At 37.8% G+C, this 22,983-nt stretch carries 20 protein-coding genes; 9 read left to right on the top strand and 11 right to left on the bottom strand.

Annotation, left to right across the window (positions count from 1 at the left end):
* The first annotated feature begins 17 nt into the window (after positions 1-17).
* The 4 genes from HYB91_RS10605 to deoC all read left to right on the top strand — a co-directional run bounded on the left by HYB91_RS10605 (position 18) and on the right by deoC (position 6,720).
* Entirely contained in the window at positions 18-1,298 is a 1,281-nt protein-coding gene (locus HYB91_RS10605; RefSeq protein ID WP_002676804.1) for an APC family permease, read from the top strand.
* Between the two features lie 196 nt (positions 1,299-1,494).
* Positions 1,495-3,042, top strand: coding sequence for a fibronectin type III domain-containing protein (locus HYB91_RS10600; protein WP_002676805.1), 1,548 nt, complete (start codon positions 1,495-1,497; stop codon positions 3,040-3,042).
* Positions 3,032-6,010 (top strand): tetratricopeptide repeat protein, encoded by a 2,979-nt coding sequence (locus HYB91_RS10595; RefSeq protein ID WP_002676807.1) that lies wholly within the window; start codon positions 3,032-3,034, stop codon positions 6,008-6,010. Before HYB91_RS10600 ends, HYB91_RS10595 begins: the two co-directional genes overlap by 11 nt.
* 59 nt (positions 6,011-6,069) lie before the next feature.
* On the top strand, positions 6,070-6,720 hold the full coding sequence (gene deoC, locus HYB91_RS10590) for a deoxyribose-phosphate aldolase (RefSeq protein ID WP_002666051.1): 651 nt from the start codon (positions 6,070-6,072) through the stop codon (positions 6,718-6,720).
* 52 nt (positions 6,721-6,772) lie between these two features.
* Here deoC and HYB91_RS10585 read toward each other — a convergent pair whose 3' ends face one another.
* Together HYB91_RS10585 and HYB91_RS10580 are read right to left on the bottom strand one after the other, a co-directional pair.
* Entirely contained in the window at positions 6,773-7,255 is a 483-nt protein-coding gene (locus HYB91_RS10585; protein WP_002666049.1) for a ferritin, read from the bottom strand.
* Between the two features lie 64 nt (positions 7,256-7,319).
* On the bottom strand, positions 7,320-8,753 hold the full coding sequence (locus HYB91_RS10580) for a M20 family peptidase (RefSeq protein ID WP_002676808.1): 1,434 nt from the start codon (positions 8,751-8,753) through the stop codon (positions 7,320-7,322).
* Between the two features lie 172 nt (positions 8,754-8,925).
* On the opposite strand from HYB91_RS10580, the gene arcA reads away from it, so the two are divergent.
* The gene (arcA, locus tag HYB91_RS10575) at positions 8,926-10,158 is read left to right on the top strand and encodes an arginine deiminase (RefSeq protein ID WP_002676810.1); all 1,233 of its coding nucleotides are present in this window, start codon (positions 8,926-8,928) and stop codon (positions 10,156-10,158) included.
* A 3-nt stretch (positions 10,159-10,161) separates the two neighbouring features.
* Here arcA and HYB91_RS10570 read toward each other — a convergent pair whose 3' ends face one another.
* Positions 10,162-10,869 carry a tRNA 2-thiocytidine biosynthesis TtcA family protein gene (locus tag HYB91_RS10570; RefSeq protein WP_002676811.1) on the bottom strand — a complete coding sequence of 236 codons (708 nt, stop codon included), beginning with the start codon at positions 10,867-10,869 and terminating at the stop codon, positions 10,162-10,164.
* 85 nt (positions 10,870-10,954) lie between these two features.
* Between HYB91_RS10570 and HYB91_RS10565 the strand changes: the two genes are divergently transcribed.
* The gene (locus HYB91_RS10565) at positions 10,955-12,196 is read left to right on the top strand and encodes a galactokinase (protein ID WP_253719505.1); all 1,242 of its coding nucleotides are present in this window, start codon (positions 10,955-10,957) and stop codon (positions 12,194-12,196) included.
* Positions 12,197-12,285: 89 nt separating this feature from the next.
* Here HYB91_RS10565 and pdxS read toward each other — a convergent pair whose 3' ends face one another.
* Positions 12,286-13,134 carry a pyridoxal 5'-phosphate synthase lyase subunit PdxS gene (pdxS, locus tag HYB91_RS10560; RefSeq protein ID WP_002666038.1) on the bottom strand — a complete coding sequence of 283 codons (849 nt, stop codon included), beginning with the start codon at positions 13,132-13,134 and terminating at the stop codon, positions 12,286-12,288.
* A 190-nt stretch (positions 13,135-13,324) separates the two neighbouring features.
* Between pdxS and HYB91_RS10555 the strand changes: the two genes are divergently transcribed.
* Positions 13,325-13,849 (top strand): PsbP-related protein, encoded by a 525-nt coding sequence (locus HYB91_RS10555; RefSeq protein WP_253719504.1) that lies wholly within the window; start codon positions 13,325-13,327, stop codon positions 13,847-13,849.
* A gap of 14 nt (positions 13,850-13,863) precedes the next feature.
* Positions 13,864-14,961 carry an amidase domain-containing protein gene (locus HYB91_RS10550; protein WP_253688714.1) on the top strand — a complete coding sequence of 366 codons (1,098 nt, stop codon included), beginning with the start codon at positions 13,864-13,866 and terminating at the stop codon, positions 14,959-14,961.
* A 62-nt stretch (positions 14,962-15,023) separates the two neighbouring features.
* Here the strand turns inward: HYB91_RS10550 and HYB91_RS10545 are convergent, their stop codons facing one another.
* On the bottom strand, positions 15,024-15,692 hold the full coding sequence (locus tag HYB91_RS10545; RefSeq protein WP_002676815.1) for an HlyC/CorC family transporter associated domain-containing protein: 669 nt from the start codon (positions 15,690-15,692) through the stop codon (positions 15,024-15,026).
* Positions 15,693-16,055: 363 nt separating this feature from the next.
* On the opposite strand from HYB91_RS10545, the gene deoD reads away from it, so the two are divergent.
* Positions 16,056-16,757 carry a purine-nucleoside phosphorylase gene (gene deoD, locus HYB91_RS10540; RefSeq protein ID WP_253719503.1) on the top strand — a complete coding sequence of 234 codons (702 nt, stop codon included), beginning with the start codon at positions 16,056-16,058 and terminating at the stop codon, positions 16,755-16,757.
* Between the two features lie 13 nt (positions 16,758-16,770).
* Here the strand turns inward: deoD and HYB91_RS10535 are convergent, their stop codons facing one another.
* The 6 genes from HYB91_RS10535 to HYB91_RS10510 all read right to left on the bottom strand — a co-directional run bounded on the left by HYB91_RS10535 (position 16,771) and on the right by HYB91_RS10510 (position 22,804).
* Positions 16,771-16,998 (bottom strand): NifU family protein, encoded by a 228-nt coding sequence (locus HYB91_RS10535; RefSeq protein ID WP_002666025.1) that lies wholly within the window; start codon positions 16,996-16,998, stop codon positions 16,771-16,773.
* Between the two features lie 92 nt (positions 16,999-17,090).
* Complete coding sequence (locus HYB91_RS10530) at positions 17,091-17,468, bottom strand: type II toxin-antitoxin system VapC family toxin (protein ID WP_002666023.1); 378 nt, start codon at positions 17,466-17,468, stop codon at positions 17,091-17,093.
* Entirely contained in the window at positions 17,468-17,677 is a 210-nt protein-coding gene (locus HYB91_RS10525) for a DUF2281 domain-containing protein (protein ID WP_002672644.1), read from the bottom strand. The genes HYB91_RS10530 and HYB91_RS10525 overlap by 1 nt, the downstream gene beginning before the upstream one ends.
* Before the next feature lie 151 nt (positions 17,678-17,828).
* Positions 17,829-19,247 carry a hypothetical protein gene (locus HYB91_RS10520; protein WP_253719502.1) on the bottom strand — a complete coding sequence of 473 codons (1,419 nt, stop codon included), beginning with the start codon at positions 19,245-19,247 and terminating at the stop codon, positions 17,829-17,831.
* A gap of 69 nt (positions 19,248-19,316) precedes the next feature.
* Complete coding sequence (locus tag HYB91_RS10515) at positions 19,317-20,090, bottom strand: outer membrane lipoprotein-sorting protein (RefSeq protein WP_253719501.1); 774 nt, start codon at positions 20,088-20,090, stop codon at positions 19,317-19,319.
* Positions 20,087-22,804 (bottom strand): efflux RND transporter permease subunit, encoded by a 2,718-nt coding sequence (locus HYB91_RS10510; RefSeq protein WP_002676820.1) that lies wholly within the window; start codon positions 22,802-22,804, stop codon positions 20,087-20,089. The genes HYB91_RS10515 and HYB91_RS10510 overlap by 4 nt, the downstream gene beginning before the upstream one ends.
* Positions 22,805-22,983 lie beyond the last annotated feature (179 nt).

The following is a 22,983-nucleotide window of genomic DNA, read 5'->3' as shown; positions in this document are numbered from 1 at the left end:
AGTATAAGGAGTTGAAAATGGAAAATAAAGGTAAATTAGGGCTTTTAAGTATTTGCCTTCTTGGAGTAAATGCCATTGTCGGTACCGGAATATTTTTGCTTCCGGGAAAGGCCGCCAAATTGGTCGGGGTATCGAGTATCGGAGTTATTTTATTCGATGCCGTTTTGGTTATTTTGATTGCACTTTGTTTTGCTGAAGCAGGAGGCTTGTTTAAAAAGAACGGCGGCCCTTATGTTTATGCAAAAGAAGCCTTCGGCGAATTCGTCGGCTTTGAAGTAGGCTTTATGAAATGGGCCATAATGGTTATTGCTTGGGCTGCAATGGCTGTAGGTTTTCCCACAGCTTTAGGAAGTGTATTTCCTTTAGCAGCAACACCTTTTTGGCGAAGCGTTATAGCCGTAGCTATTCTTTTATTTTTAGGATTGATGAACATTGCTGGAGTACGAATTTCAAAAATCGTAAACAATGTTATTACAATCGGAAAATTGGTGCCCCTTATCTTCTTTATTCTTTTAGGTATCTTTTTTATCAAAGGTGATAATTTTCAACCTATGCAGTCGGTAGGTGCCTTAACTACAACGTCTTTTGGGGCTGCCGCTCTTTTAATCTTTTATGCCTTTACGGGGTTTGAATCTATTGCCGTTGCCGCTGAAGATATGGATAAGCCCGAAAAAAATGTTCCTCTTGCTATTGTTTTGGTAATCAGCGGTGTTTCCGTTTTTTATATACTTATTCAAGTAGTTGCCATAGGTATTTTGGGTGATGGACTTACAGCAAGTGAGGCTCCTGTTGCAGATGCTGCCGCTAAGTTTTTAGGCCCCGTTGCAAAAGCTATTGTTACAACCGGAACCTTGGTTTCAATAGGCGGAATAAATGTTGCTTCTTCTTTCTTAGCTCCTCGAAGTGCCGTAGCTCTTGCCGATGACGGTTTTTTACCCAAGTTTGTAACTAAAAGAAATAAAAAAGATGTTCCCTACATTTCGGTTATTTTAACAACCGCCTTGACAGCCTTGGTTTGCTTAACGGGCAGTTTTTCAAAACTTGCCGCAATTTCGGTTGTTTCCCGCTTTGCTCAATATATACCGACCTGTCTTGCAATCTTAGTATTCAGAAAACGCGGTATGAAAGGCTCTTTTAGAATTCCCGGTGTTTATGTTGTTTCTTTTTTGGCGGTAGGAATAAGCCTTTGGCTTTTATATAATTCAAGCTGGGACAAGATTTTATTCGGTTTAGGCGGTCTTGTAGTCGGAGCCGTTTTTTACGTTATAATGAAACTTACACAGAAAAAAGCTAACTAAACATTTCAATTTAGAAAAGATTTTGTCTTTTTAGTTTTAAACCAAACCGGCCGGATAATTAGGCAGTTAAAGCTTAATTTAGGCCGGTTTTTTATTCGTGCGGAGGTTTGTTGATTCAATTATTGCCGAAAAATATTCTAAATCTATAAAAACGCGGTTATTTTATTGACCTACAGGGCTTTTTTGCCGATAATAAATGCAGATTATGTATAAATTTAAACTGAATTTACGAAAAAGCTCTGTTGTGAGCCTTATATTTTTTAATCTTCTCTTAATTTCCGCTTTTTCTGAAGATGCGGTACTGAATTTCGGCGGAAAATTGGGTTGGAATAATCTTTTTTATTCCCGCAATATAGAACAAAGAAACGGGAAATTCGGCTTTCAGTCTTTGGGATTGACATCCGCTTCTCATAATATTACCGAAACTACGGATATGTACCTTAGCTTCGATTTTAAGGATACGATTGAAGAAACCGGAAATTATACTGTAGCTAATTCATCGATTATCCATCTTGGTGCTGAAAAGGCAAAAATCGGAGAAGGTGCGGCTCTTTTTCATTATAATTCCAATAATGAAAGTTTGACATTAAAACCATCAAAGACTTCTTTTTTTGCAGGCGCTAAAATTCTAAAATCTTTTACAATAGAATTCTGGTTATGTCCTCAGACAACGGAAAGCGGAAGTACGATTTTACGCTGGTGGACTTCCTTGGTCGAGGGCAGAAAAACAATGTATCAAAATATTGCGGCAAGTATTTTTAACAATAAGCTCGAATGGTCTTTTTTAAATATTTGGCAGGACAAAAACAATAAGGGACTGGATGTCAGACTTTCAGGAAAGTCAAACATAATCCCCGAAATTTGGAGTCATCATCTTATTACTTATGATGAAACTACCGGTCTTTTGGAATATAGGATGAACGGTAAGTCCGAAGCCATTGTTTATATGACCGAGACGGGAAGAGAGAGCAATCAGGTGTTGTATTCTGCACTGGGTACTTCATCGGACGTACTTATAGGCTTAAACTATTCCGGTTTAATCGATGAACTAAAAGTAACAAACTTTTTTTCCCAATTCGGAATGCCTTGGGAAATATCTTCCTTGTTTGAAAAGTACCCTCAAGACGGAGGCCGTATAGAAACAAATATAATCGACACCGGAGGAAATAAATCGCAGCCTCGTGTCTTAAAAGCCTTATATGATAAACCTGAACAAACCGATGCGGAATTTTTTATCAGAGCCGCCGATAGTCCTTTTAATTGGAACGGAACCTATCCTGAATGGAAGAGTATCAGACCGAATGAAGAGATAAAAAATATTTCGGGCCGTTTTTTTCAGATTGCCTGTAATATTTATCCGGATGCGGAAGGGCTTAAATCTCCCCTTATTCATTCATTTTCTTTGGAGTATGAAAAAGATAATCTTCCTCTTCCTCCTTCAAAGCTTATTGCAAGGGCAGGAGATTCATCGGTTGAATTATTTTGGTCTCCTTCTATAGATACTGATGTAAAGGGTTATCTTATTTATTTTGGAAATAAAAAAGGTGAATATTTCGTTGAAGGTTCTCCGATTGATGTAGGAAATGTGATAAGTTATAAAATAGAAAATTTAAAAAACGGCAAAATATACTTTTTTGCAATAGCCGCTTATGATGAAGAGAATGGAGAACATGCCGGTGATACATCAAAAGAGGTGTGGGCTCGGCCTCTGCAAAGTAAAAAGGAAGGAAAGAATGTCGAGTAATTTGAACATTATAATTGAGCAGGCTAATGCAGCTATTTTATCTCGTGACTATGCTTTTGCAGAAAAAATTTTATTAAATCAATTAAAAAAACAAAAAAATACACCTGATGAGTATTATCAATTAAAAAATCTTTTGGGAAAACTCTATATCCGATCCGGCGATATGAAAAAGGGCTTGGAAATATACAAAGAACTAAATTCTCTTAATCCCAATAATTCAGATATTCTAAACAATATGGGCGTTATCTATCGCCGTCTTAACATGTTTAATGAGTCGATAGTTATCTTGGAAAAGGCAAAGGCTATAGACAGCAAAAATGAAACAACTCTTTATAATCTAGGCAATACATATAAACAAAACGGCGATTACAAACATGCAATACAATGTTTTACCGATGTATTGGATATAAAACCGGATGATGCCCTTGCATATAACCATTTAGGAAGTGTATATTTTTTATGCAAAGATTACTCTAAAGCTCTTGAAACTTATAAGATAGGCTTAAAAGTAGATCCCAATCATCCTTTTTTGAATTTTAATCTTGCAGAGTTGTATAAAGAAGAAAAGCATTATAAAGAGGCGATTAATTCATATCAAACTGCCATGAAAACAAAACCTAATTGGTATGAGGCTCTTGCGGCTATTGCCGATTGTTATGTAGAAATGGAAGAACTCGGAAAGGCGATTGAAACCTATAAAATGATTATAGGGTCAACAGGTCAATCGGAAGAAAATTTTACAAAATTAGCTAAGCTTTATGAAAAAATTCATGAAGATAAAGATGCCGAAGATTTTTATAAAAAAGCCGTTTCTATAAATGGAAACTTTTTGCCTGCAGTACTCGGATATGCCAATATGCTTAAAGCACAAAAAAGATATTTTGATGCTTATAATATTTTGATAAATAATAAAGAGAAATATCCTAATAATAAAGAACTACTATTGAGCACGGCAGAAGTTTGCTTGATGCTTGAAGATTATGCAAAGGCTAAAGAAATCTTAAATCATTTAAGTAAAGAAATTAAGGGCGATAAAGATGTTCTTAAAATGCAGGGTAAGCTTTATTCGGTATTAGGGGATACAAAAAAAGCAGAGCTTATTTTTGAACACTTACTTCAGTTATCTCCGAGTGAAATAAATATGAGGGCCGAATTGGCTGATTTGTATTTTCATAACGATAAATATAAAGAAGCGGCAAATGAACTCATCAAATATCTAAATGAAAAACCTCAAGAAATTCCTGCAAGGTTAAAATTAGGAAAGGCTTATGAACAAATGAAAAGATATGATTTAGCCAAGCATGAATATAATAAAATAATAAAAAATGATGCAAATAATACCGAAGCTCTTGCGGCAATTTTAGAGCTGAACAAAAATGAAGGCAATACTGTTGAAGCTGTTCGTCTTGCAAATAAAATCGTTGATATTCAAACCGATAAAATAGAAAATGACGATATAGGCAGCTTGTCCAAGTCCGTTCAGTTATATGAAGATGCCGTTAAGTCTTACGGCGATGACGGTATTCTGAATAAAAATCTTGATAAGCTGCGCCCTCCTCAAGAAGAACTTGATATAAGCCCTGAACCGGATTTAGAAGATTTGGGAGCGGTAAATTTTGAAGATGATGATGAAATAACTCTTAGCGAAAGCTTTGAAGATATGCCTGATTTAGAGATGCCTTTTGATGATTTAATGGAATTGGCTGATGATGAAGTTTTTGATCGAGGAGAAGATGAAGATTCTTTAGATAATTTGGTCTATGTTGATGCACCCATTGACGATAGTCCGGACATAGGGGCCGAGTATGATCCTCTTGAGCTGGGCAAGCCGGGGCCCAATAGGAATCGAAAGAATGATATACCTGAAGAAGAGCTACAACTTCAAGATACTTCATCAAAAGGAGATGCTCCTGCAAAAGAAACAACACCTACAAAGGACTTTGCTCCTTCCCAATCTAAGCCATATCAATCTCCTTCAAGTGAATCGGCTCCTCTTCAATCTCCGCCGTATCAAGCACCTCCAAATGAACCGGCTTCTTATCAAGCTCAGCCGCAGCAGCAATCAAGTATACCGGAATCGGATTATCCCCAAGATCTTAGCTCTGCCGCAAAATCCGGAAAGTCCGACACAGCCGATATGCCCTTTTCGGCAGCAAAGCCTGACACAGCTGACAGCTTTGGTTCGGAAGATGAAGGAATTGAAATGGAACCGGAATTGGAAGCAGTACCGGAATCAAGAGACGCCTCTAGCCCTCTGCCTGAAAGACCGGCAGATAAAAAAACGCCTCAAGATTCGGATAGGCCAAGTCTTGATGAGATGGATCTAAGTGCTGAAGATTCTTTAAGTAATGAAGATGAATTAAATAATGAAAATGAGTTAATTGATGATCTGCCTGCCAGCTCAAATGTGCCTTTGTCCAAAGAAACAAATTTAAGCTCTGATGATGAGGATTTTTTAGACCCTGCGGGTACGGCTCCCGACTCCCTTATTCCTTCTTCCTTTGATGATGATTTGGATACTTCCGATTCTGTTGATGAAATTGTAAATAAACTTTCCGATAAACCGTATCTTTCACTTCTGCCTCACAGCTTAAAAGAATCACCTCAATTTGAAGAAGAGTTGGATATTATCGAGGGTTATGAAATAGTTAATCTCTTTGTCTATTTGCGTGACTTGATGGATAATCTTCCTTCTATCGAATTAAAAGATTTTCTTATAAGTAATGAGCGTATTCAAATGGAATATGTTATAAATAAATTGTCCGGAGAGGTCGGGTTAAAACGCAGGATGATTCTCTTAAATGTAAAAGGTGCTTTGAAAAAAACAATAGACCCTAAAACTTCTACGGATAAAACTTTAAAGGATGTTTTGGGCTATCTTAGAATAATTGCATCTCAGTTGCCTGATAAGGGATTTGCTTCTGCCTGTATAGGAAAGATCAATAGCCTGATAGAACAAATCGAATAAGGCGTTCATAGCTGGACAAAAGACAAAATATATATTATTTTTAAATGAGGAGTTTAAATATGGAATTAAATAAATATATAGATCACACCCTTCTTAAACCGACAGCTTCCGAAAAGGATATAATCAAAATTTGTAATGAAGCAAAAGAGTATCATTTTGCTTCCGTTTGTGTAAATCCTTGCAATGTTTCATTGGTGAGAAAGGAGCTGAAAGGTTCCGATGTAAAGGTGTGCAGCGTTATTTCTTTTCCCTTCGGGGCATCTTCAACGGAGGTAAAAGTAGAAGAGGCTAAAAAGGCAATTGGAGCCGGTGCTGAAGAGATAGACATGGTTATAAATGTAGGGAAACTTTTAGAAGGAGATTTGGAATATACTCAAAATGAAGTGAGTGCCATAACAAAGGCCTGCCATGAAAAGAATGTTCTTCTTAAAGTAATTGTCGAAACCTGTTATCTTGAAGAAAAAAATATTGCGGATATTTGTGCAATTATCGAAAAGGCCGGGGCGGATTTTATAAAGACCTCGACAGGCTACGGCTCCCGTGGGGCTTCGGTTGAAGATATAAAACTATTTAAAAAATACTTAAAAAAAGATACGAAGATAAAAGCTTCAGGCGGGGTGCGCACTCGTGAAGACGCGGAAACCTATATCGGTTTGGGCTGTTCAAGGATAGGTGCAAGCAGCGGTATAGCAATAGTTACCGGCAAGTAAATTGTTAGAAAAAAAACGGCCTCCAAGGGCCGTTTTTTTTACGTCTTTAAATTTAAGCTCTTTTGCCTAGTTCCTTATCCAAAATCATAAGACCTGTATTGTTATCGATGTATTTAAACTTATCCAAGATAGCCGTAACATTGGCTTCTTCTTCAACCTGTTCATTGATAAACCAAGTTAAGAAGCTTTGAGTTTTATAATCTTTTTCGGCTAGAGCCAACTCGTAAAGGCTTGTGATAGAAGCGGTTACAAATTTTTCGTGTTCTAAAACCTTTTTGATAACATCTATCGGTTTTCCGTATTCGGTACTTTGGGCACCGATGGCTCCCAAAACAGGCTTTGCTCCTATCTCAAACAAGTATCTGTATATCTTAAGAGCATGTTCCATTTCTTCCTTAGCTTGCTCCTGCATCCAATGGGCAAAACCTGTAAGAGCCTCAGCTTCAAAATGTACAGCCATTCCTAAATATAAATAAGCCGATTCCATTTCCTTGTTAATCTGCTCGTTTAAAGCCTTTGTAATTTTTTCGTTCATAATATTTACCGCCTTATATATGTATAATATATTAAAGATACTACTATTTTTGTCTACAGTCAAGTTAAAATTTATTCATTATTCGTACAAAAAATGCGAGAGTTCTTTTAAACTCGTCCAAGCGTATTCTTTCGTCATTGCCGTGAATTAAGCCTCTTTCTTCTTTTGTTAAGTGCATCGCAGAAAACCTATAGACCTTATCCGATATTTTTGAGTAATGGCGGGAATCCGAACAGGCCATCATCAGATAGGGAGTTACTAATGTCTTTTCCCAAGTTTGTCTGATTGCATCGCTTAAAAGCTCGAATTCGGGGCTATCTATTTTTGAATAACGGCTGGGTTCTTCATCATATTTTACCTCGATTTTTACAGCTTCGTTTTTTATCACTCTTTTAAAATGAGAAATAATGTTCTCTCTTCCGTCTTCGGCTAAATAGCGGATATTGATACCTATGCTGGCTTTAGGCGGGATAACATTAAAGGCATCGGAGCCGGCCATCTTTGTTACGGCTGTTGTGGTGCGGAGCATGGCGTTTAATTCTCCTCCTGTTTTTTTGGTAAGCATGTTAAATAGAGGATAAAAAACTTTTAGGTTTGCAAAGACTAATCTCATTCCAAGGCCTGCATGACGGCCGAGCACATCGAACATAGCCGAAACCGGAGGTGTTACATGCATGGGGAGGGGGTTGTTTTCGATATTGCATACAGCTTGAGCTAATTTACCTACAATCGTGTGCTTAGGAGGAGTTGAAGCGTGTCCGCCCTTACTTTCCATCGAAAGCTCCACATCCATCTGTCCCTTTTCTCCTATACCTATTACGGCAAACCTTTCTTTGATGCCGGGGAAAATGCCTTCAACTACGGCCCCTCCCTCATCAAGAACAAACTCCACATTTATATTTTCTTTTTTAAGCTCTTCGACTATTGCAGGGCAGCTTGGGCCGTGCGGTTCTTCATCCCCTGAAAAAGAAAGATAGATATCGTGTTCGGGTACAAAACCTTTTGAAAGAAGATACTCGGCAGCTTCCATTACACCGCAAAGGGTACACTTAGTATCCAAGGTACCGCGTCCCCAGAGTACATTATCTATAATTTCAGCCCCGAAGGGATCTCGGCTCCAGCCCTCCCGATTTACGGGGACTACATCATAATGGGCCATAAAAACCGAAGCCTTTTCGGAGCTCTTGCCCTTCCAATGATAAAGGAGTCCTTTAGGTCCTAAGATTCGGCGCGGGCAGGTTTTTGTAACAAGAGGGTAGGCATCGTTTAAATAGTCTTGGAATTTCTTAAAAACTGACGGGTCTTCAAGACTGACATCGGCGTGAGATACCGTAGGAATCTTTATCATCCCTGCAAACCGGCTTATAGCTTTCTCAAAGTCCATATCGATATCTTCTACGATAAGTTTATTCGGTTTTTTAGGTTTAAATGTGAGAGCCCTTAGCAGCAAAACTAAGGGAAATACAAGAAGTAAAAATAATAGGTAAAAATAATTCATAGGTTTCTCCCTTTTTTATGTTTAATATTATAGCATAAAGTCTCGAAATTGACAAAGGCTTAAGTGTAAAGTACGCATGACAATTCGACCTTAGGTATTTGAATTTCCCCTATTGAATTCTTTATCTTTATCCTGTACAATCATTCGGATTATTAAACTTTAGGAGAATTACATGGCTGTCATAAATGTTACAAACGAAATAGGAAAACTAAAAAAGGTGCTCCTGCACCGCCCCGGAAAGGAACTTTTAAATCTTACCCCGGATAAACTCGATGAACTATTGTTTGACGATATTCCGTTTTTAAAAATGGCCCAAAAAGAACACGATGCTTTTGCCGATATTCTATCAAAAAACGGAGTGGATGTTGTATATCTTGAAGACTTGGCGGCTGAGGCTGTTTCTCAAAGTGCGGAAATCCGCGAAAAATTTATAAAGCAGTATATTAACGAAGCTGATATCTATTCCGAATATTATCAAAAAATGATCTATGATTTTCTTAATGCAATCAAGGATCCGAAAGAGCTTATCCTAAAAACAATGGAAGGCGTAAACGCAAACGAGATACCCTTTAAGAATACACATTCGCTTTCGCACTACGTTTTGGATTCGGGCTCTATGCTTATAAATCCCATGCCCAACCTCTACTTTACCCGCGACCCCTTTGCATGTATAGGAAACGGAGTCAGCTTAAATAAAATGTACTCGGTAACAAGATGCCGTGAAACTATTTACGGGGAGTATATCTTTGAGCATCATCCCGAATATGCCGGAAAGGTAAATAGATTCTACAACCGCTATGATGCTCCCAGCATTGAAGGCGGAGATATCTTAAATATCGGTAAAGATGTTTTGGCGATAGGACTTTCGCAGAGGACATCTGCCAACGCTATCGATTCTATAGCAAACAATATCTTTGATAATGAAACATCTCCTATAAAAACCGTCCTTGCCTTTCAAATCCCTGCAATCAGGGCCTTTATGCACTTGGACACGGTCTTTACTCAAATAGACTTTGACAAGTTTACCATTCACCCCGGAATTCTAGGACCTTTAAGAGTCTTTGAAATTACAAGAGGAACAAAAAAGGGAGAACTCAATGTAAAGCAGATTGATTCTACCTTGGAAAAAGTTCTTGAAAAATATACGGGAGCCGGAAAGGTTGAGCTCATCCAATGTGCCGGAGGGGACAAGATTGCAGCCGAGCGCGAACAGTGGAATGACGGTTCCAATACTCTCTGCATAAGCCCGGGCACAATAGTCGTTTATGAAAGAAACGATGTTACAAACGAAATCTTAAACAAGAAGGGCTTAAAAGTCCTCGAAATGCCCTGCGGTGAACTTTCCCGCGGCCGCGGCGGCCCCCGCTGTATGAGCATGCCTCTATTAAGGGAAGATATAAGGTAAGGCTCACGGCAGATATTCAGGCAAGATATTCTTTAGAGAATTAAAAAGGTTTATCTTGAGCTTGTAGGAGCCGCCTGTCAAGCGGTCGAGTCTTGAGCGGGCTGTTTTGCGGGCGGAGTTTTCTTGAAAGTTGCAGGTGCAGGTCGAGCATATATAGCCGGCCTGCTCCGAATGGCGGATAATCATAGGGAGGTCTGCAAGGCAGAGCGGCCTTATCATAGTAACGGGATATTTTTCGAATTTTAAGACGGGGGGCATTGTAGACAAGATGCCCTTTTCTAAAGAGTTCATCAAAAGGGTTTCCAAAATATCATCCAAGTGATGACCCAAGGCTATCTTATTAAAGCCTTCTTCCATGGCAAACTTATTTAGCTCGGTTCGCCTTTGAGTTGAGCACCACCAGCAATTCATCTTTTCATTAGGTTTTAACCTTCCCAAGACGGAAACGGTTTTTATTGTGAGCGGGATATTCCAGTTTGCAAACATTTTTATTAAATCAGGAGAAAGGGGCGGTGCTACATCGGTTGCTATGTGCATAGCATGAACTTCAAATCTAGGCGAGGGGCGTTTTAAGCGCATCGAAAAATACTCGGCTAATGCCGTAGAATCTTTTCCGCCTGAAGCAGCAAGTAAAATTCGGTCTCCTTCTTCTATCATCTTATAATCAAAAACAGCCCTGTCGATTGTTCTAAAAAGTTTGGGGTTTGCCATGGATATGAGAATAATATTTTTTTTAAAAAAAGACAATGGCTTTTGTTTTAATGAGCTGCCTGCCGATAATGAATAGAGGTGTTGTATGAACTTTAATGCGGATATAAAAAATTTGGAAAACATGGACGAAGCCGAATTAAAACTTGAACTTAAAAAGCTTTTTGAGGGGGTTTATGGCGCTTCGCCGGAAGAAGGAATTTTAATAGCCTCTCCTCTTAGTTTGACCCTCATGGGCGAAGAGTTGGATTATAACGGCGGAAATGTTTTAAATTTATGCTGCGATAAATCTATTTATTTTTTTATTAAAAAAAATAACTCGGATAAAATTTCTTTGACGGATTTGGTTTTAAATAAAAAATTTGAAGGTCTTATAAGCGGACAAGCCGGAAAAAATCAAAATCCGGACAGCAGGAAAGAAGGTTTTGCAAGCTCCATATTCAATATTATTCTTTTAACGGCACAAAAAATTAATAAGCATTTTGAAAATCCTTTAAGCGGGTTTGATATAATGGTCTTCGATAAGTTACGCTTTAAAACAGGACAGACATCATTACCGGCCTTTGAAGCGGGCTTTTGTACCGGGCTTTTATCTATATTTAAACTTAAAGAAAGCTTTAAAACTATAGCCTCGCTCTGTCTGGAAGCCGAACATGAAATCTTAAACACAAAGAGAGGGCTGTCAAATCAAATATCTTCTTTTTCGGCAAAACAAGATGCTCTTAATTTGTTTGACTCTAGGGATCTTTCTTTTTTAAGCCTGCCCTTAAATTTAAGAGAATATGGAATAGTCATAATAGGTACCCGCTCAAATAGTGAAGCTTATAGGGCATCTTCCAATATCCGCTACATGGAGTGTGAAGAGGGCTTGCGTATTTTACAAAACAAATTAGACTTGGATCATCTTTGCGAAATAACCGAGGCTGATTATACGTACTATCAACCTAGTTTTTTGGATAAAACAATTATGCGGAGGGTAAAACACTGTATTACCGAAAACGCAAGAACCTCTAAGGCGGTAATAGCTTTAGAGAAGGGAGACATGGATCTTTTGGGGAAACTCCTTTGTGAATCCCATATTTCGATGAGAGATGATTTTGAGCTTATGAGTACCGAACAAAATATTCTTTTTGAAACTGCCATTATTCAAAGAGGATGCCGAGGAGCAAAGTTAGTCGGGAATACGGAAGGCTGCTATATTTTGGCCTTGGTAAAAAAAGATGCTCTTGACGAATTTTATCTTGAGGTACATAAAAGGTATTTTGAAAAAACCGGAGGCAGTCCCGAATTTTTTGAATTTAAAAGTGCTGCAGGAGTCCGCATTTTATAAAAATAGATATAAAACAAAAAGAGGTGTTTTAATGAGTCTAGAAGCTCGTTAAAACACCTTCTTTTTTGTTTAAGATTGAGAAAAGCGGCTTACACGCCTCTTTCGCTCATTATAACTTTTATTTCTTCTTCGTTGATTCCTACCATGGCCGGGCCGAGGTTTTCTGAAACCTCTGCTAAGATTGCAGGATTATCGTAATTCTTTACGGCCTTTACGATGGCGGCAGCTCTTTTTGCAGGATCGCCCGATTTAAAAATACCGCTTCCAACAAAAACGCCGTCAGCACCGAGGTGAACCATCAAGGCTGCATCTGCGGGGGTTGCAACTCCTCCTGCCGAAAAGTTCGGAACGGGGAGCTTCCCGTGCTTATGCACATATTCTACAAGGGCATAAGGTACTTGGAAATTCTTTGCAGCGACATAGAGCTCATCTTCGCGAAGGCATGTCAGCTGCCTCATTTCGCTTTGGATTTGGCGCATGTGTTTTACAGCCTGAATAACGTCTCCGGTCCCGGCCTCACCCTTTGTGCGGATCATCTTTGCGCCTTCTTGAATCCTTCTTAATGCCTCTCCCAAATTTCGGGCGCCGCAGACAAAGGGCACCTTGAATTTGTTTTTATCTACATGGTAAACCTCGTCTGCAGGAGACAGAACTTCGGACTCATCAATAAAATCGATACCGATGGCTTCCAAAATTGAAGCTTCTACAAAGTGGCCGATTCTGACCTTTGCCATAACGGGAATTTTTACGGCCTTTATGATTTCTTTAATCATCTTAGGATCGCTCATTCTTGAGACCCCGCCTGCTGCTCTTATATCGGCCGGAATTCTTTCGAGGGCCATGACTGCAACGGCTCCTGCATTTTCTGCAATCTTGGCCTGTTCTGGGTTGGTTACGTCCATAATGACGCCGCCCCTCAGTTTATCTAAAATATCCATAAAAACCTCCATAAATGTTTAGAACGGGTGCAATTATACCGCAAAGCAGGGATAAGTTAAAGTAGGGTATCATTTTAAAACCGGGCTGTATTTTTTAACCATGTTATTTAAACGGTTAAAGATAAACCTTGACATTTTTCCTCATCTTTTGTATAGTTTTTAAGGTGGGTTTTATATTAGGAGCCGTTTTATGAAAAAAAAATTATCGATACTTTTTTTTATTTTTATACTGATTTCTTATCTGTCATCTCAAGATTATTATATGGATGACTTTAAGGATTTTACCTTTGAAATGCCTGACGGTTGGGAAACAATGACTTATCCCGGGCTGAAATATAAGATAATATACGGCGATTCGGTAAAGGGGCAAAATCAAAATATGATTTTTGTTTCCGAAGAAGTTTCCGGTTCAATGGAGGAAGTAGTCAGTGAGTATTTATCCGGTCAAAAAGAGTCCGATGACCCAGCCTCCGCTTATACAGTAATAACGCAAGAAAAATTTGAAAATAATTATAATTTGGAATCCCGAAAAATAATTATAGAACTGCCTGAAGGGAAAGGCATTGCAAAACATTATTTTTATTTGTTTAAGCACAACAGCATTCTTTATGTATGTGCGGCTACCCTATCCCATGATATTGAATCTGAAATTGTAGAAATGCTCGATGCCTCTATGAAAACATTTCAGGTACTTGATAAAAAAGAAGAAGAGTAATTTAGTTTTCTTTCATGGAAAAAAAAGTAAAAAAAGCGAAACTTATTTTTGTTCTCTTTATAATTTTACTTTGGATAGTTGTAATTTTTAAACTGTATCCTATAATAAAAGAATTTAAAGAAGGAAAATCAGGTTCAAGTAAACATGATGTAAGCATAAAGTCAAAACCTAAACAGGAAAATTCAAAAGAAGAGATTTTTTTTAAAAAATATGCCGATAGTTTATACTCGGAATATTATGATATTTCGGACGTTTCCGTTTACGATTATATGCCTGATGATGAGGTCTATGGTTCAAATGAAAGATTTTATTTTGTTTCGATAGAAAAAAAGTTGAAGTTTAATTCGGTTTATCAGCTTCCCTTTGTTGCCGGAATGAAAAAGGCTGTTGAATATTTTAAAGATAATAAAAAAGCTTTGAATCAATACAACAAAAGAACTACGGAATTAAAAAAGTATATAGGTAAAACTCAAATTGAAAACAATATTTTTAAGATCACATTTACCGAAAAAGATAATTTTGAAAATATAAAAATTGAAATAGCAACCTATCATACAAAAATAGATGCTTTTTCTTTAAAACCTCCGGAGCCTGAGGTTCTTATGCAAAACGGTTTTGATTTTATAAAATATCACGTTAATACAAATTCAAAAAAGATTGATTACAATAATGCAGCTGCCGTCATCTATGCAAATAAATACACATCTAATCCCTTAAATATGTCGAGTGATATTTCGGTTTGGAATCCCGAATACAAGACATATGATAATGATTGTGCAAACTATGTTTCTCAGTGTATCTATGCAGGCGGAATTTCGCCGACAGCTGCTTGGTATCCTGAAAGTATGATTTGGATCAGGACAGGAAGTCCCCGATATACCAGCAGCGGAATAACCGACTATATGCAGCAAAAAAAAATATTTTATTCAACAAATTATTCTGCTGCAAGTGAGGGCGGTTTTATATGTCTTATAAAAGAATCTCATGTTGTATTTATTACATCCAATGACAGTATCACCATATTGTTCAATGGTCATACGAACGACCGTAAACAGGTCTCATTTCCTCACTTGCATGAATCCGAAGTAATTTATTTGAACCCGAATAATTAGCTTGAAGGCTTACCCTGTTTGATGGAGGTCTGCTCTCATAAATAGCCGGACTCAATCAAAACTTAATTTTTATGTTCATTTATAGGAAGAATTTTAATATACCTTATCAGGTCATTATCCATTTCGTGGATTATGAATTTATATTCTCCTATGTCGGCTTCCAAACCGAGGTGAGGTGAGCGGCCCTGTTGTTTAAGATAGTTAAATAAATAGCCGGCAACCGTGTTTCCGTATGCCTCATCAAAATCCGAATCCAGCCTGTGATTTATCTCATGGATACTTGTTCCGCCGTTTACGATATAATCACATTCATTTCCGGCTCCGTACTCTCCGCCTTCGTTTAGGTATTTTTTTACGGCAAATAAGGCTGCAATGGCTACAACGCCTAAAAGTGCATCAAGCATACTTCCGTGATCGGCAATAATCTTTCTTGCAATAGTATAAAGCACAACCTCAAGAGCACTTCCCGGTGTGTGTTTTATAAGCATGTTTACAAATTCAAGACCTATTACAAGAGAAAATATCAATGATAAGAATTCGGAGAATGAAGGAACTTTTTTGTCGTAAATAAATGCGAAAATCATCTCTTTTAAGTCAAAGAAGATTTCAATTGAAAGAATTAAAATTCCAATAAGCATTGCAAAAGATAGAACAATTTCGATTCGTCCTGCCAATCTTGCCGCTCTTCGTCTTAGATTTTGTTGATGAAAAAAAGCTTTAATTTTTTGCATATGCCCTCCTTGTTTCTCCGACTTACGGTAAAAGTATACCTAAAAGATTTTTTTTTGTCAATATTTTTATCTTTAACTTTTGAGCTTAGGAATATTCGTTTTTATAAAAAGAAAGCAGCCCGAAAAGGAGGAGAAAGGGCTGCTTGTGAATAGAATAATAGTGTGTATCTTCTGTGTGTGAAGATAATATACTTAATTTTAAAATAAATGTCAATAGTTTTAATGAAAAAAATTGCATTTTTTTACATATTATACGGTTTTCTGCCATATTTTACCGAGGTTTTTACATAATAAGATTTTTGTCTTGCACTTTAGTTTTGAATAGGGTATACTTATATTATCGTAGATATATTGGAGGTAAAGATGAGTGTTCATATAGCTGCAAAGAAAGGGGAAATTGCCGATAAAATTCTTTTACCGGGGGATCCTTTACGGGCGGAATTTGTTGCAAACAATTTTTTGGAAAATCCCCAATGTTATAACAAGGTTAGAGGTATGTTGGGCTTTACGGGAACCTACAAGGGTGTAAGGGTTTCGGTTCAGGGAACTGGAATGGGGCAGCCTTCTTTTTCGATCTATGCAAATGAGCTGTTTAACGAGTATGGCGTACAAAGGGCTATCCGTATCGGAACGGCCGGAGCCTTGCAAAAGGATATGGGCTTGCGGGATGTAGTTTTAGCTATGTCGGCCTCTACCGATTCGGGTATTAACACGCACCGTTTTAGGGGTTGTCATTATGCTCCTACCGCCGATTGGAGCTTGCTGAAAAATGCCTATGATCATGCTCAAAAAATGGGAATTAAACCCTTAGTAGGCTCGATTGCCAGCTCTGATGTTTTTTATGATGACCTTGAAACATGGAAGATGTGGGCTGCTTACGGGGTTTTAGCCGTAGAGATGGAAGCTGCAGAGCTTTATACTCTGGCTGCAAAGTATAAGCGTCAAGCCTTAGCTGTTTTAACTATTTCGGATAATGTAGTCACTCACGAGCAGACTAGTGCCGAAGAGCGGCAAACTACCTTTAAAACCATGATGGAAATTGCCTTAGAGGCAATAATAGCTTAACCGCTCTAAAATTTTAAACTGCGACTACCTCGGTAACTTCTGGGAACATGTCCTTAAGCTGTTCTTCAACACCCATTTTAAGAGTGTAGATAGCCATAGGACATGAGCCGCAGGCTCCCTTTAATTTAACATAAACTTTTCCGGCTTCATCAACCGAATCAAGCTCTATATCGCCTCCGTCAGCCTGCAAATACGGCCTTATCAAGGCTATGCCTTTTTCGACTTCTTCTTTAACCAACATAATGACCTCCCATTATCTTAATAAATACTTCACAAAATATACAAAAAATAATAGAATAAAGCAAGGCGAAGCAAGCTATTGGATATTTTTAGCTACCAAATAGTTTTTACACTATATTTAGGAATGATTGTATCTTTTGTAATAATTACCAAATTTTCAATTATTGCCTGAGAAATGATCAAACGATCAAAAGGATCGTTATGAATATTTGGCAGCTTTATTATTTTATCAAAGTATTTGGGTTGAATTTGTAATATTAAAATATCCTTCTCATGGCATAATTCAGCGATTTTTTCTATAGAGTGTTCAAATTCAAGTTTACCTATACTTTTTTTTATTGCTATTTCCCATAATGAGGCAATACTGACATAAACTTTATTTTCTGTAGTAATTATCTCTAAAGCTTTTTTTGATAGTTGTGGAGAATCTCTTAAAAACCATAGCAATGTATGCGTATCCAGCAGGTACATCAAACATAGTCCTTAAAACATTCCGGAGTTTTATCAAAATCTTCCGCCATATAGAATTTACCTTCAAGGCCTCCGGGTTTTCTGCGTATATTTTTTTGATTTTTTGCAGCTGTATTTTGATATAAAAGGAAATTTACATAATCATAAACAGACTGTTGCTGTTCTAAAGTTAAGTTATTTATCTTTTTTTCCAAAGCGATATATGGCATAGTTTACTCCCATAATAACACGATGTTTTGTGCAAAGCACAAAACTCGAAGACAAACAGCGAGGCAGAATTTCTGCCGAACTGTTTATCACACCTCCCATAAAATCATTTTAACATATTTCCAGATAAAATACTACAATTTATAAAATTTTCTAAAACTCATACCCGATGCTCATTTTTATAAAATGATTGTTTTGGTGCCGGCCTAATTTACCGCTTTTTTTGCCGCCGAAAAAGCCGAGACCTAGGTCGAAGTCGATTGTGCCTATCAGCCATAAAAGTTCGGGGTTTATCATAAAATCCGCATCTTCTATTCCTACAAGAGCATTGAGCTTCCATTCAAGGGAGCCTCGTACCAAGGTTTGAGAGATGGAGAAAAGGAGGCGGGTATCTGTTATAGGGTTTCCTTTTTCCGTGTCGAGGTTGAGTTTATCTTGATTTATTCCCGAATTTAAAAGCCTTACGGTTTCGGCAGCTTGAAGTCTCAAGTTTATATTTTTAGGAAGAGCGTATAAAAAGCCCAAATTCCATGCAAGGTTTGGGTTGTATATATCGGGATTGTTTCCTTTTAAGTCAGCGCTTATGTTTGCAGCAAATTCGGCCTGTACTGTAAACTGTCCGAACATCGCTTCATAATCGGCACCGATTTGATGATAGCGGTTGTATATAAGCTGAGCATTTTCAAAGACCTGTTTGAATTCCGCTTCGGTGGGGGCGGAAGGCTTATGGCTCGATTGAAAATTAGGCTCATGTAAAAAGCCCGTAAAATACTGAAAGCCCAGGTCGTGTTTACCGTCTATTGTCAGGCTATAACGCAAGCCTCCTTGGGCATAGTCAAAGGTGTTTGTCTTTTGGCCTTTTAAAAAAAGTTTTTTCTTTGCTTCAACTAAGGCCTTATTGGCAGAAGAGGGCAGAGCTTGCGTAATGTTTGCAAAGGTGTTTTTTCCCCATCGCCCGTCGAGAGCAAATTCATCGGCTTCAAAAACCGGAAGATATACAAGCTCAAGCTTCATTTCTTTTGGCAGATAGGCCGAAAGAAAAAAAATCGGAGAAGCTTTTTTAATTTTTTCGGGATAGAATTCGTAGGGCTTGCTGTAGTCCTTGGGGTTTACAATATCCAAAACACTTAAAAAATTAGCTCTTCCCCAGTTTATTTTTTTGATTCCTCCGCCGAAAACTACAGGGCCGGTGAGGGCTTGTACATAGGCTTCGTCAATCCATGCAGGAAAAAGAGGATTGGGAAAGAATTCGGCTGTTTCACCCATTCCGATCGCAAGAGTTTTGGCGTTTAAGTTTACCGAGGCATAGGCTTCGGCAAGGGGCGACTTTGCTTCTAAATGGAGGCTGCCCCAAAGAGGGAAGGGCGGTTTAAAGTTTTCAGGCTTTTTAAGAGCACCAAAGAAGACCTCTGTGCCCGCATAAAAAGCACCGCCGAAATCTATACTGAATACACTTGATTCGGTTCCGCTTTCCTCATTATCAAAACCGAAATCTCCTAAGTTGTTATCTTCGCTAAAAATCAAGGAACTTATAGAAAGGATAAAAACTAACGTAAAAAAAAACTTTTTCATTTTGTAAAATACCTTATAGGAGACCTTAACTAAATTTTAGTTTAAGGTCTCCCTTAATTTCTAAATAATTTATTTTTTGCCTGTTTCCAAGTATTTTTGTGTAAAAACATACTCGGGAATCTTCATACCGTATTCTATTTTTTTTATTGTGATTATGGTTGAAGTATTTGTTTTGACGGTGGACAGTTTTGTTTTATGGGCTGTCATTATTCCGTTTACTTCCTTATAATCGTAAAGCTCAAGAATCTTTACGAGCTGAGAACCTTGATAAAATTCGGCCTTGAGTAAAAGATTTTTATCCTTTGTGATCCGCATTATGGTTTTTGAATATGTATAATTTTTATCCTTAGGGGTAGACTCTATAAGATAGACGGATTTTCCTTCATATTCTTCTTCACCTAAGATTTTAAAATTATCGAGCTTTGTGTCCCTTTCCATAAACGAAATATCGTTATTTGAAAAGTCCGAACCCATAAATGACTCATCGGCACTTCCTTGAGCCGATATTTTTTGCACCTTTTTTGTTTGGGCCAAATACATTTTCTGGTCCGTGGAGCCGTCGGCTTTTTCAATCATTAAAAATCTTGAGCCCTTATAAGACGGGGGATTCTTTATTTCGACAAACATTCTCTGTAAACCGTTTTTGTCTAAAGAAGAATATTGTCTAATCTCTAATGTTGAAAGGGTTTTTCCGCCTGACTGCATATCCAAACTTGATTCCGAGCCAAGTGAAGATGCCGTGTTTTTTGTCTTTGTTTTAGCTACAATTTCTTCTGCACTTTGGGCAAAGATTAAACTGCAAAATCCGATAGCAAAAATTAAACTTAAAGTAATTTTTTTCATACTTCCTCCGTATCTTTTACTTCATTAAAAGGATGTTCGTTTTTGATTTCCTTTATATCTACAGGTAAAAGTTTTCTTATAAACTTTGGTTTCATTAAATTTAATAAAACCGGAAGAATAGTCAAGCTGCCGAGGGAGCTGGTTATCATTATCAGGGCAATTAAAAAGCCCAGCTCTGAAAGCATATTAAATTTTGAGAGCATTAAAACTGCAAAACCTGCTCCTACGGATACGGCATTGAATAAGATTGCTTTTCCCGAGCCCAAGAAGGTTAGATACAAAAATTGGCCGCTGCCCTGTGTTTTTAAAAAGCATTTATGATAGGCTGCCAAAAGGTGAATTGTATAATCAACTCCTATTCCTATTGCAAAGCTTGCAACCATTGCAGTTCCTATGTTTAGTTTTATACCTAATCTGCCCATGATACCGAAGTTAATCAAGATAGAGAGGGCGAGCGGAATAATTCCAAAAAGGCCTGCAAAGGCTGACCTATAATATATTGAAAGAATCAAAAATACTATAAGAAGAGAAACACCAACCGAAATCAATTGGGATTCTACTACGAGCTTGTTTAAGGTCTTTTCGACCAGTACAAAGCCGCCTGTTTCAGCTATTACATCCTTGGGGAATTTAAGGCGTACAAATTCGTTAATTTCTTCCAGAACCTTGTCGGTATCCTGCTGTCCGACGGTTCGGAGCTGAATATTCACTTTTAATGTTTTGGGATTTGTATTATTATCTAAAAAGCCTTCAGTGTTTTTTCCTAAAAGGATAAGATAGTTTTGCATTATGGCCGAAAGTTCTTCTTGAGAATTTCTGCCGTATTTTTTAGGATCGGTTGGAATTTCATAGTAGGCAAGTCCTTTGTAGTTTACCTTTTTCCCGAATTCGTAAACGAGTTTTTCTGCAGGAAGATTTTTTTTGGCCCTTTCTTCCGCAGCTTCGTTCAGTATAGCCATAATTTCTTCTTGGCTGTATTGCTTTTTAGGTTTAGACGTGTTTTTTGCAAGTTGAATATCGGCGTCATCGGATTCTTCTTCAAAATTTCCGAAGTCTCCGAAATCGTCTGAAGGTTCTGTTTCATTTATATCTTCGCCGGCTCCTTGACTTCCTTTAGAAATTTCTTCAGGGGATTCATCGGCATTATACACCTGATTTAAACGCTTAATTAGGGGAACAATGGAGGTAACCTTGCCTACATCTTCGATTTCTTCTTCCAAAAAAGAAGAAAGATCATCGATAGCTTTTAAAATATCCGGACGTAAAATATCGGAACCGTCTTTAGCCTTAATTACCATTTCAAGCACTTTTGAACCGCCGAAGTGTTTACGCATAAAACTATCGGATTGAATTACTGCGACATCTTTATCAAAGTATTCCATTAAAACATTATCGATAACGAGTTTTTTTACTCCTAATATGGAAAAAACTACTATGAGGCCGACAAAAAGAATTACCGAGCGGGAATGTTCTGCAATGATTACAAAGGTACTTGCAATGCCGCGATCCAAACGGCTGGTGTTATCTTTTTTTGATGCCCAACGCATTGACGGTTTTTTGGGCCCTCTTAATATCAATATGCCGGGAATTAAGGTTATGGATATTAAAAATGCTGAAGCAACGCCAAAGCTCGAAAAGATACCGAATTCGAAGATGGGGACGACGGAGGTAAAACAAAAGGAAACAAAGCCTGCGAAGGTTGTGAGGGCGGCCAAAAAAACCGGCCTTATAACCTCGCTTAGGGCCTTAACAACCTGTTCTTTATGTTCTTCCTTTGAGATGGAATCATCTTGTACGACCTCGTCATAATAATGGTTTATAACATGGATGCCGTATGCCGAACCGACTGCAATTAAAATAATCGGTAAAATTGTAGAAAGAATCGACAAGGGAACGTTAAAAAGAGCCATTGCTCCAAGTGACCAGATTACGGAGCATATAACCGTCAAAAGAGGTAAAAATACACCGGTAAACCTTTTAAAAGAAAGAAATAAGACGCCTAAAACGACAATGATAACCAGAGGAACTAAAAAGCTTAAGTCATGGGCAGTTGCTTCATTTACTATCTCGTTAAAAATGGGTGTTCCCGTCAGGTAAATTTTAGAATCGGGAAAATTCCAAGATTCTGTCAGTTTCATAATTTTACGGCAGGCCGCAATGGTTTCGGGAGAACCGCTTTCTTCATTCGTTACATTAAGAAAAACAAAGATTTGGGTTGCATGTAAATCTTCGGAAACAAGGCTCCGTTCATACATATCCCAGTTGCGAAGCTTATGTTTAACAGCCTTAATTTCTTCTTCAGTGCCCGAAAAGTCCGGCGGAATAATGGGCTCGCTTACAATTCCCTTTTCGCCTATGTCTATATGAGTTGTATTTGTTATCAAAGTCGTGTTTTTTACCAATTCGATTTCTTTTAGCTTTTCATCCAGTTGTCTCACTGCATCTAAAAATTCTTTGTCTATGATGGTAGAAAAACGGCGTTCTATACCTATCAAAATCGGCACATCTTCCCCGAAAATGTCGGCAATTTTTTTTGCACTGATTCTGGAAGGATCATTTTTAGGAATAAAACGGAAGTTGTTATTATCAAAATTTAATCTTATTATTTGAAGAGCGAAAAACAAGGTTATTGCAAGAATTGTTATAAGCATTGATACGGGATGTTTATAAAAGTTATTTATGGAAAATATGCGTTTTTTTTCTTTTTTTTTCATAATGGGGCTCCCTCGACAAAATTTGTTAATTATATAGCCGTCTTATCTTTTTGTCAATACAATGGTTTAGGGGGAGAGAACACCCCGTTCCCTTACGGGCTTTTCAAGTCAGAGCAGGGTTTTCTCTCCCCCTATAACCCCCTCTCTTTTACCTCGAAGCTACGCTGGTTGTACTCGCG

Origin of the sequence: Treponema sp. B152 (assembly GCF_024181665.1) — a bacterium.
In the GTDB taxonomy this organism is placed as follows: domain Bacteria; phylum Spirochaetota; class Spirochaetia; order Treponematales; family Treponemataceae; genus Treponema_B; species Treponema_B denticola.
Note: the sequence above shows the minus strand (reverse complement) of the source record. Positions and strands in the feature narration are given on the sequence as shown.

What these genes read in the sequence shown, in the direction of transcription:
- HYB91_RS10605 (WP_002676804.1), top strand. Translation starts at nt 18, where the DNA reads ATGGAAAATAAAGGTAAATTAGGGCTTTTAAGTATTTGCCTTCTTGGA.
- HYB91_RS10600 (WP_002676805.1), top strand. Translation starts at nt 1,495, where the DNA reads ATGCAGATTATGTATAAATTTAAACTGAATTTACGAAAAAGCTCTGTT.
- HYB91_RS10595 (WP_002676807.1), top strand. Translation starts at nt 3,032, where the DNA reads ATGTCGAGTAATTTGAACATTATAATTGAGCAGGCTAATGCAGCTATT.
- deoC (WP_002666051.1), top strand. Translation starts at nt 6,070, where the DNA reads ATGGAATTAAATAAATATATAGATCACACCCTTCTTAAACCGACAGCT.
- HYB91_RS10585 (WP_002666049.1), bottom strand. Translation starts at nt 7,255, where the DNA reads ATGAACGAAAAAATTACAAAGGCTTTAAACGAGCAGATTAACAAGGAA.
- HYB91_RS10580 (WP_002676808.1), bottom strand. Translation starts at nt 8,753, where the DNA reads ATGAATTATTTTTACCTATTATTTTTACTTCTTGTATTTCCCTTAGTT.
- arcA (WP_002676810.1), top strand. Translation starts at nt 8,926, where the DNA reads ATGGCTGTCATAAATGTTACAAACGAAATAGGAAAACTAAAAAAGGTG.
- HYB91_RS10570 (WP_002676811.1), bottom strand. Translation starts at nt 10,869, where the DNA reads ATGGCAAACCCCAAACTTTTTAGAACAATCGACAGGGCTGTTTTTGAT.
- HYB91_RS10565 (WP_253719505.1), top strand. Translation starts at nt 10,955, where the DNA reads ATGAACTTTAATGCGGATATAAAAAATTTGGAAAACATGGACGAAGCC.
- pdxS (WP_002666038.1), bottom strand. Translation starts at nt 13,134, where the DNA reads ATGGATATTTTAGATAAACTGAGGGGCGGCGTCATTATGGACGTAACC.
- HYB91_RS10555 (WP_253719504.1), top strand. Translation starts at nt 13,325, where the DNA reads ATGAAAAAAAAATTATCGATACTTTTTTTTATTTTTATACTGATTTCT.
- HYB91_RS10550 (WP_253688714.1), top strand. Translation starts at nt 13,864, where the DNA reads ATGGAAAAAAAAGTAAAAAAAGCGAAACTTATTTTTGTTCTCTTTATA.
- HYB91_RS10545 (WP_002676815.1), bottom strand. Translation starts at nt 15,692, where the DNA reads ATGCAAAAAATTAAAGCTTTTTTTCATCAACAAAATCTAAGACGAAGA.
- deoD (WP_253719503.1), top strand. Translation starts at nt 16,056, where the DNA reads ATGAGTGTTCATATAGCTGCAAAGAAAGGGGAAATTGCCGATAAAATT.
- HYB91_RS10535 (WP_002666025.1), bottom strand. Translation starts at nt 16,998, where the DNA reads ATGTTGGTTAAAGAAGAAGTCGAAAAAGGCATAGCCTTGATAAGGCCG.
- HYB91_RS10530 (WP_002666023.1), bottom strand. Translation starts at nt 17,468, where the DNA reads ATGTACCTGCTGGATACGCATACATTGCTATGGTTTTTAAGAGATTCT.
- HYB91_RS10525 (WP_002672644.1), bottom strand. Translation starts at nt 17,677, where the DNA reads ATGCCATATATCGCTTTGGAAAAAAAGATAAATAACTTAACTTTAGAA.
- HYB91_RS10520 (WP_253719502.1), bottom strand. Translation starts at nt 19,247, where the DNA reads ATGAAAAAGTTTTTTTTTACGTTAGTTTTTATCCTTTCTATAAGTTCC.
- HYB91_RS10515 (WP_253719501.1), bottom strand. Translation starts at nt 20,090, where the DNA reads ATGAAAAAAATTACTTTAAGTTTAATTTTTGCTATCGGATTTTGCAGT.
- HYB91_RS10510 (WP_002676820.1), bottom strand. Translation starts at nt 22,804, where the DNA reads ATGAAAAAAAAAGAAAAAAAACGCATATTTTCCATAAATAACTTTTAT.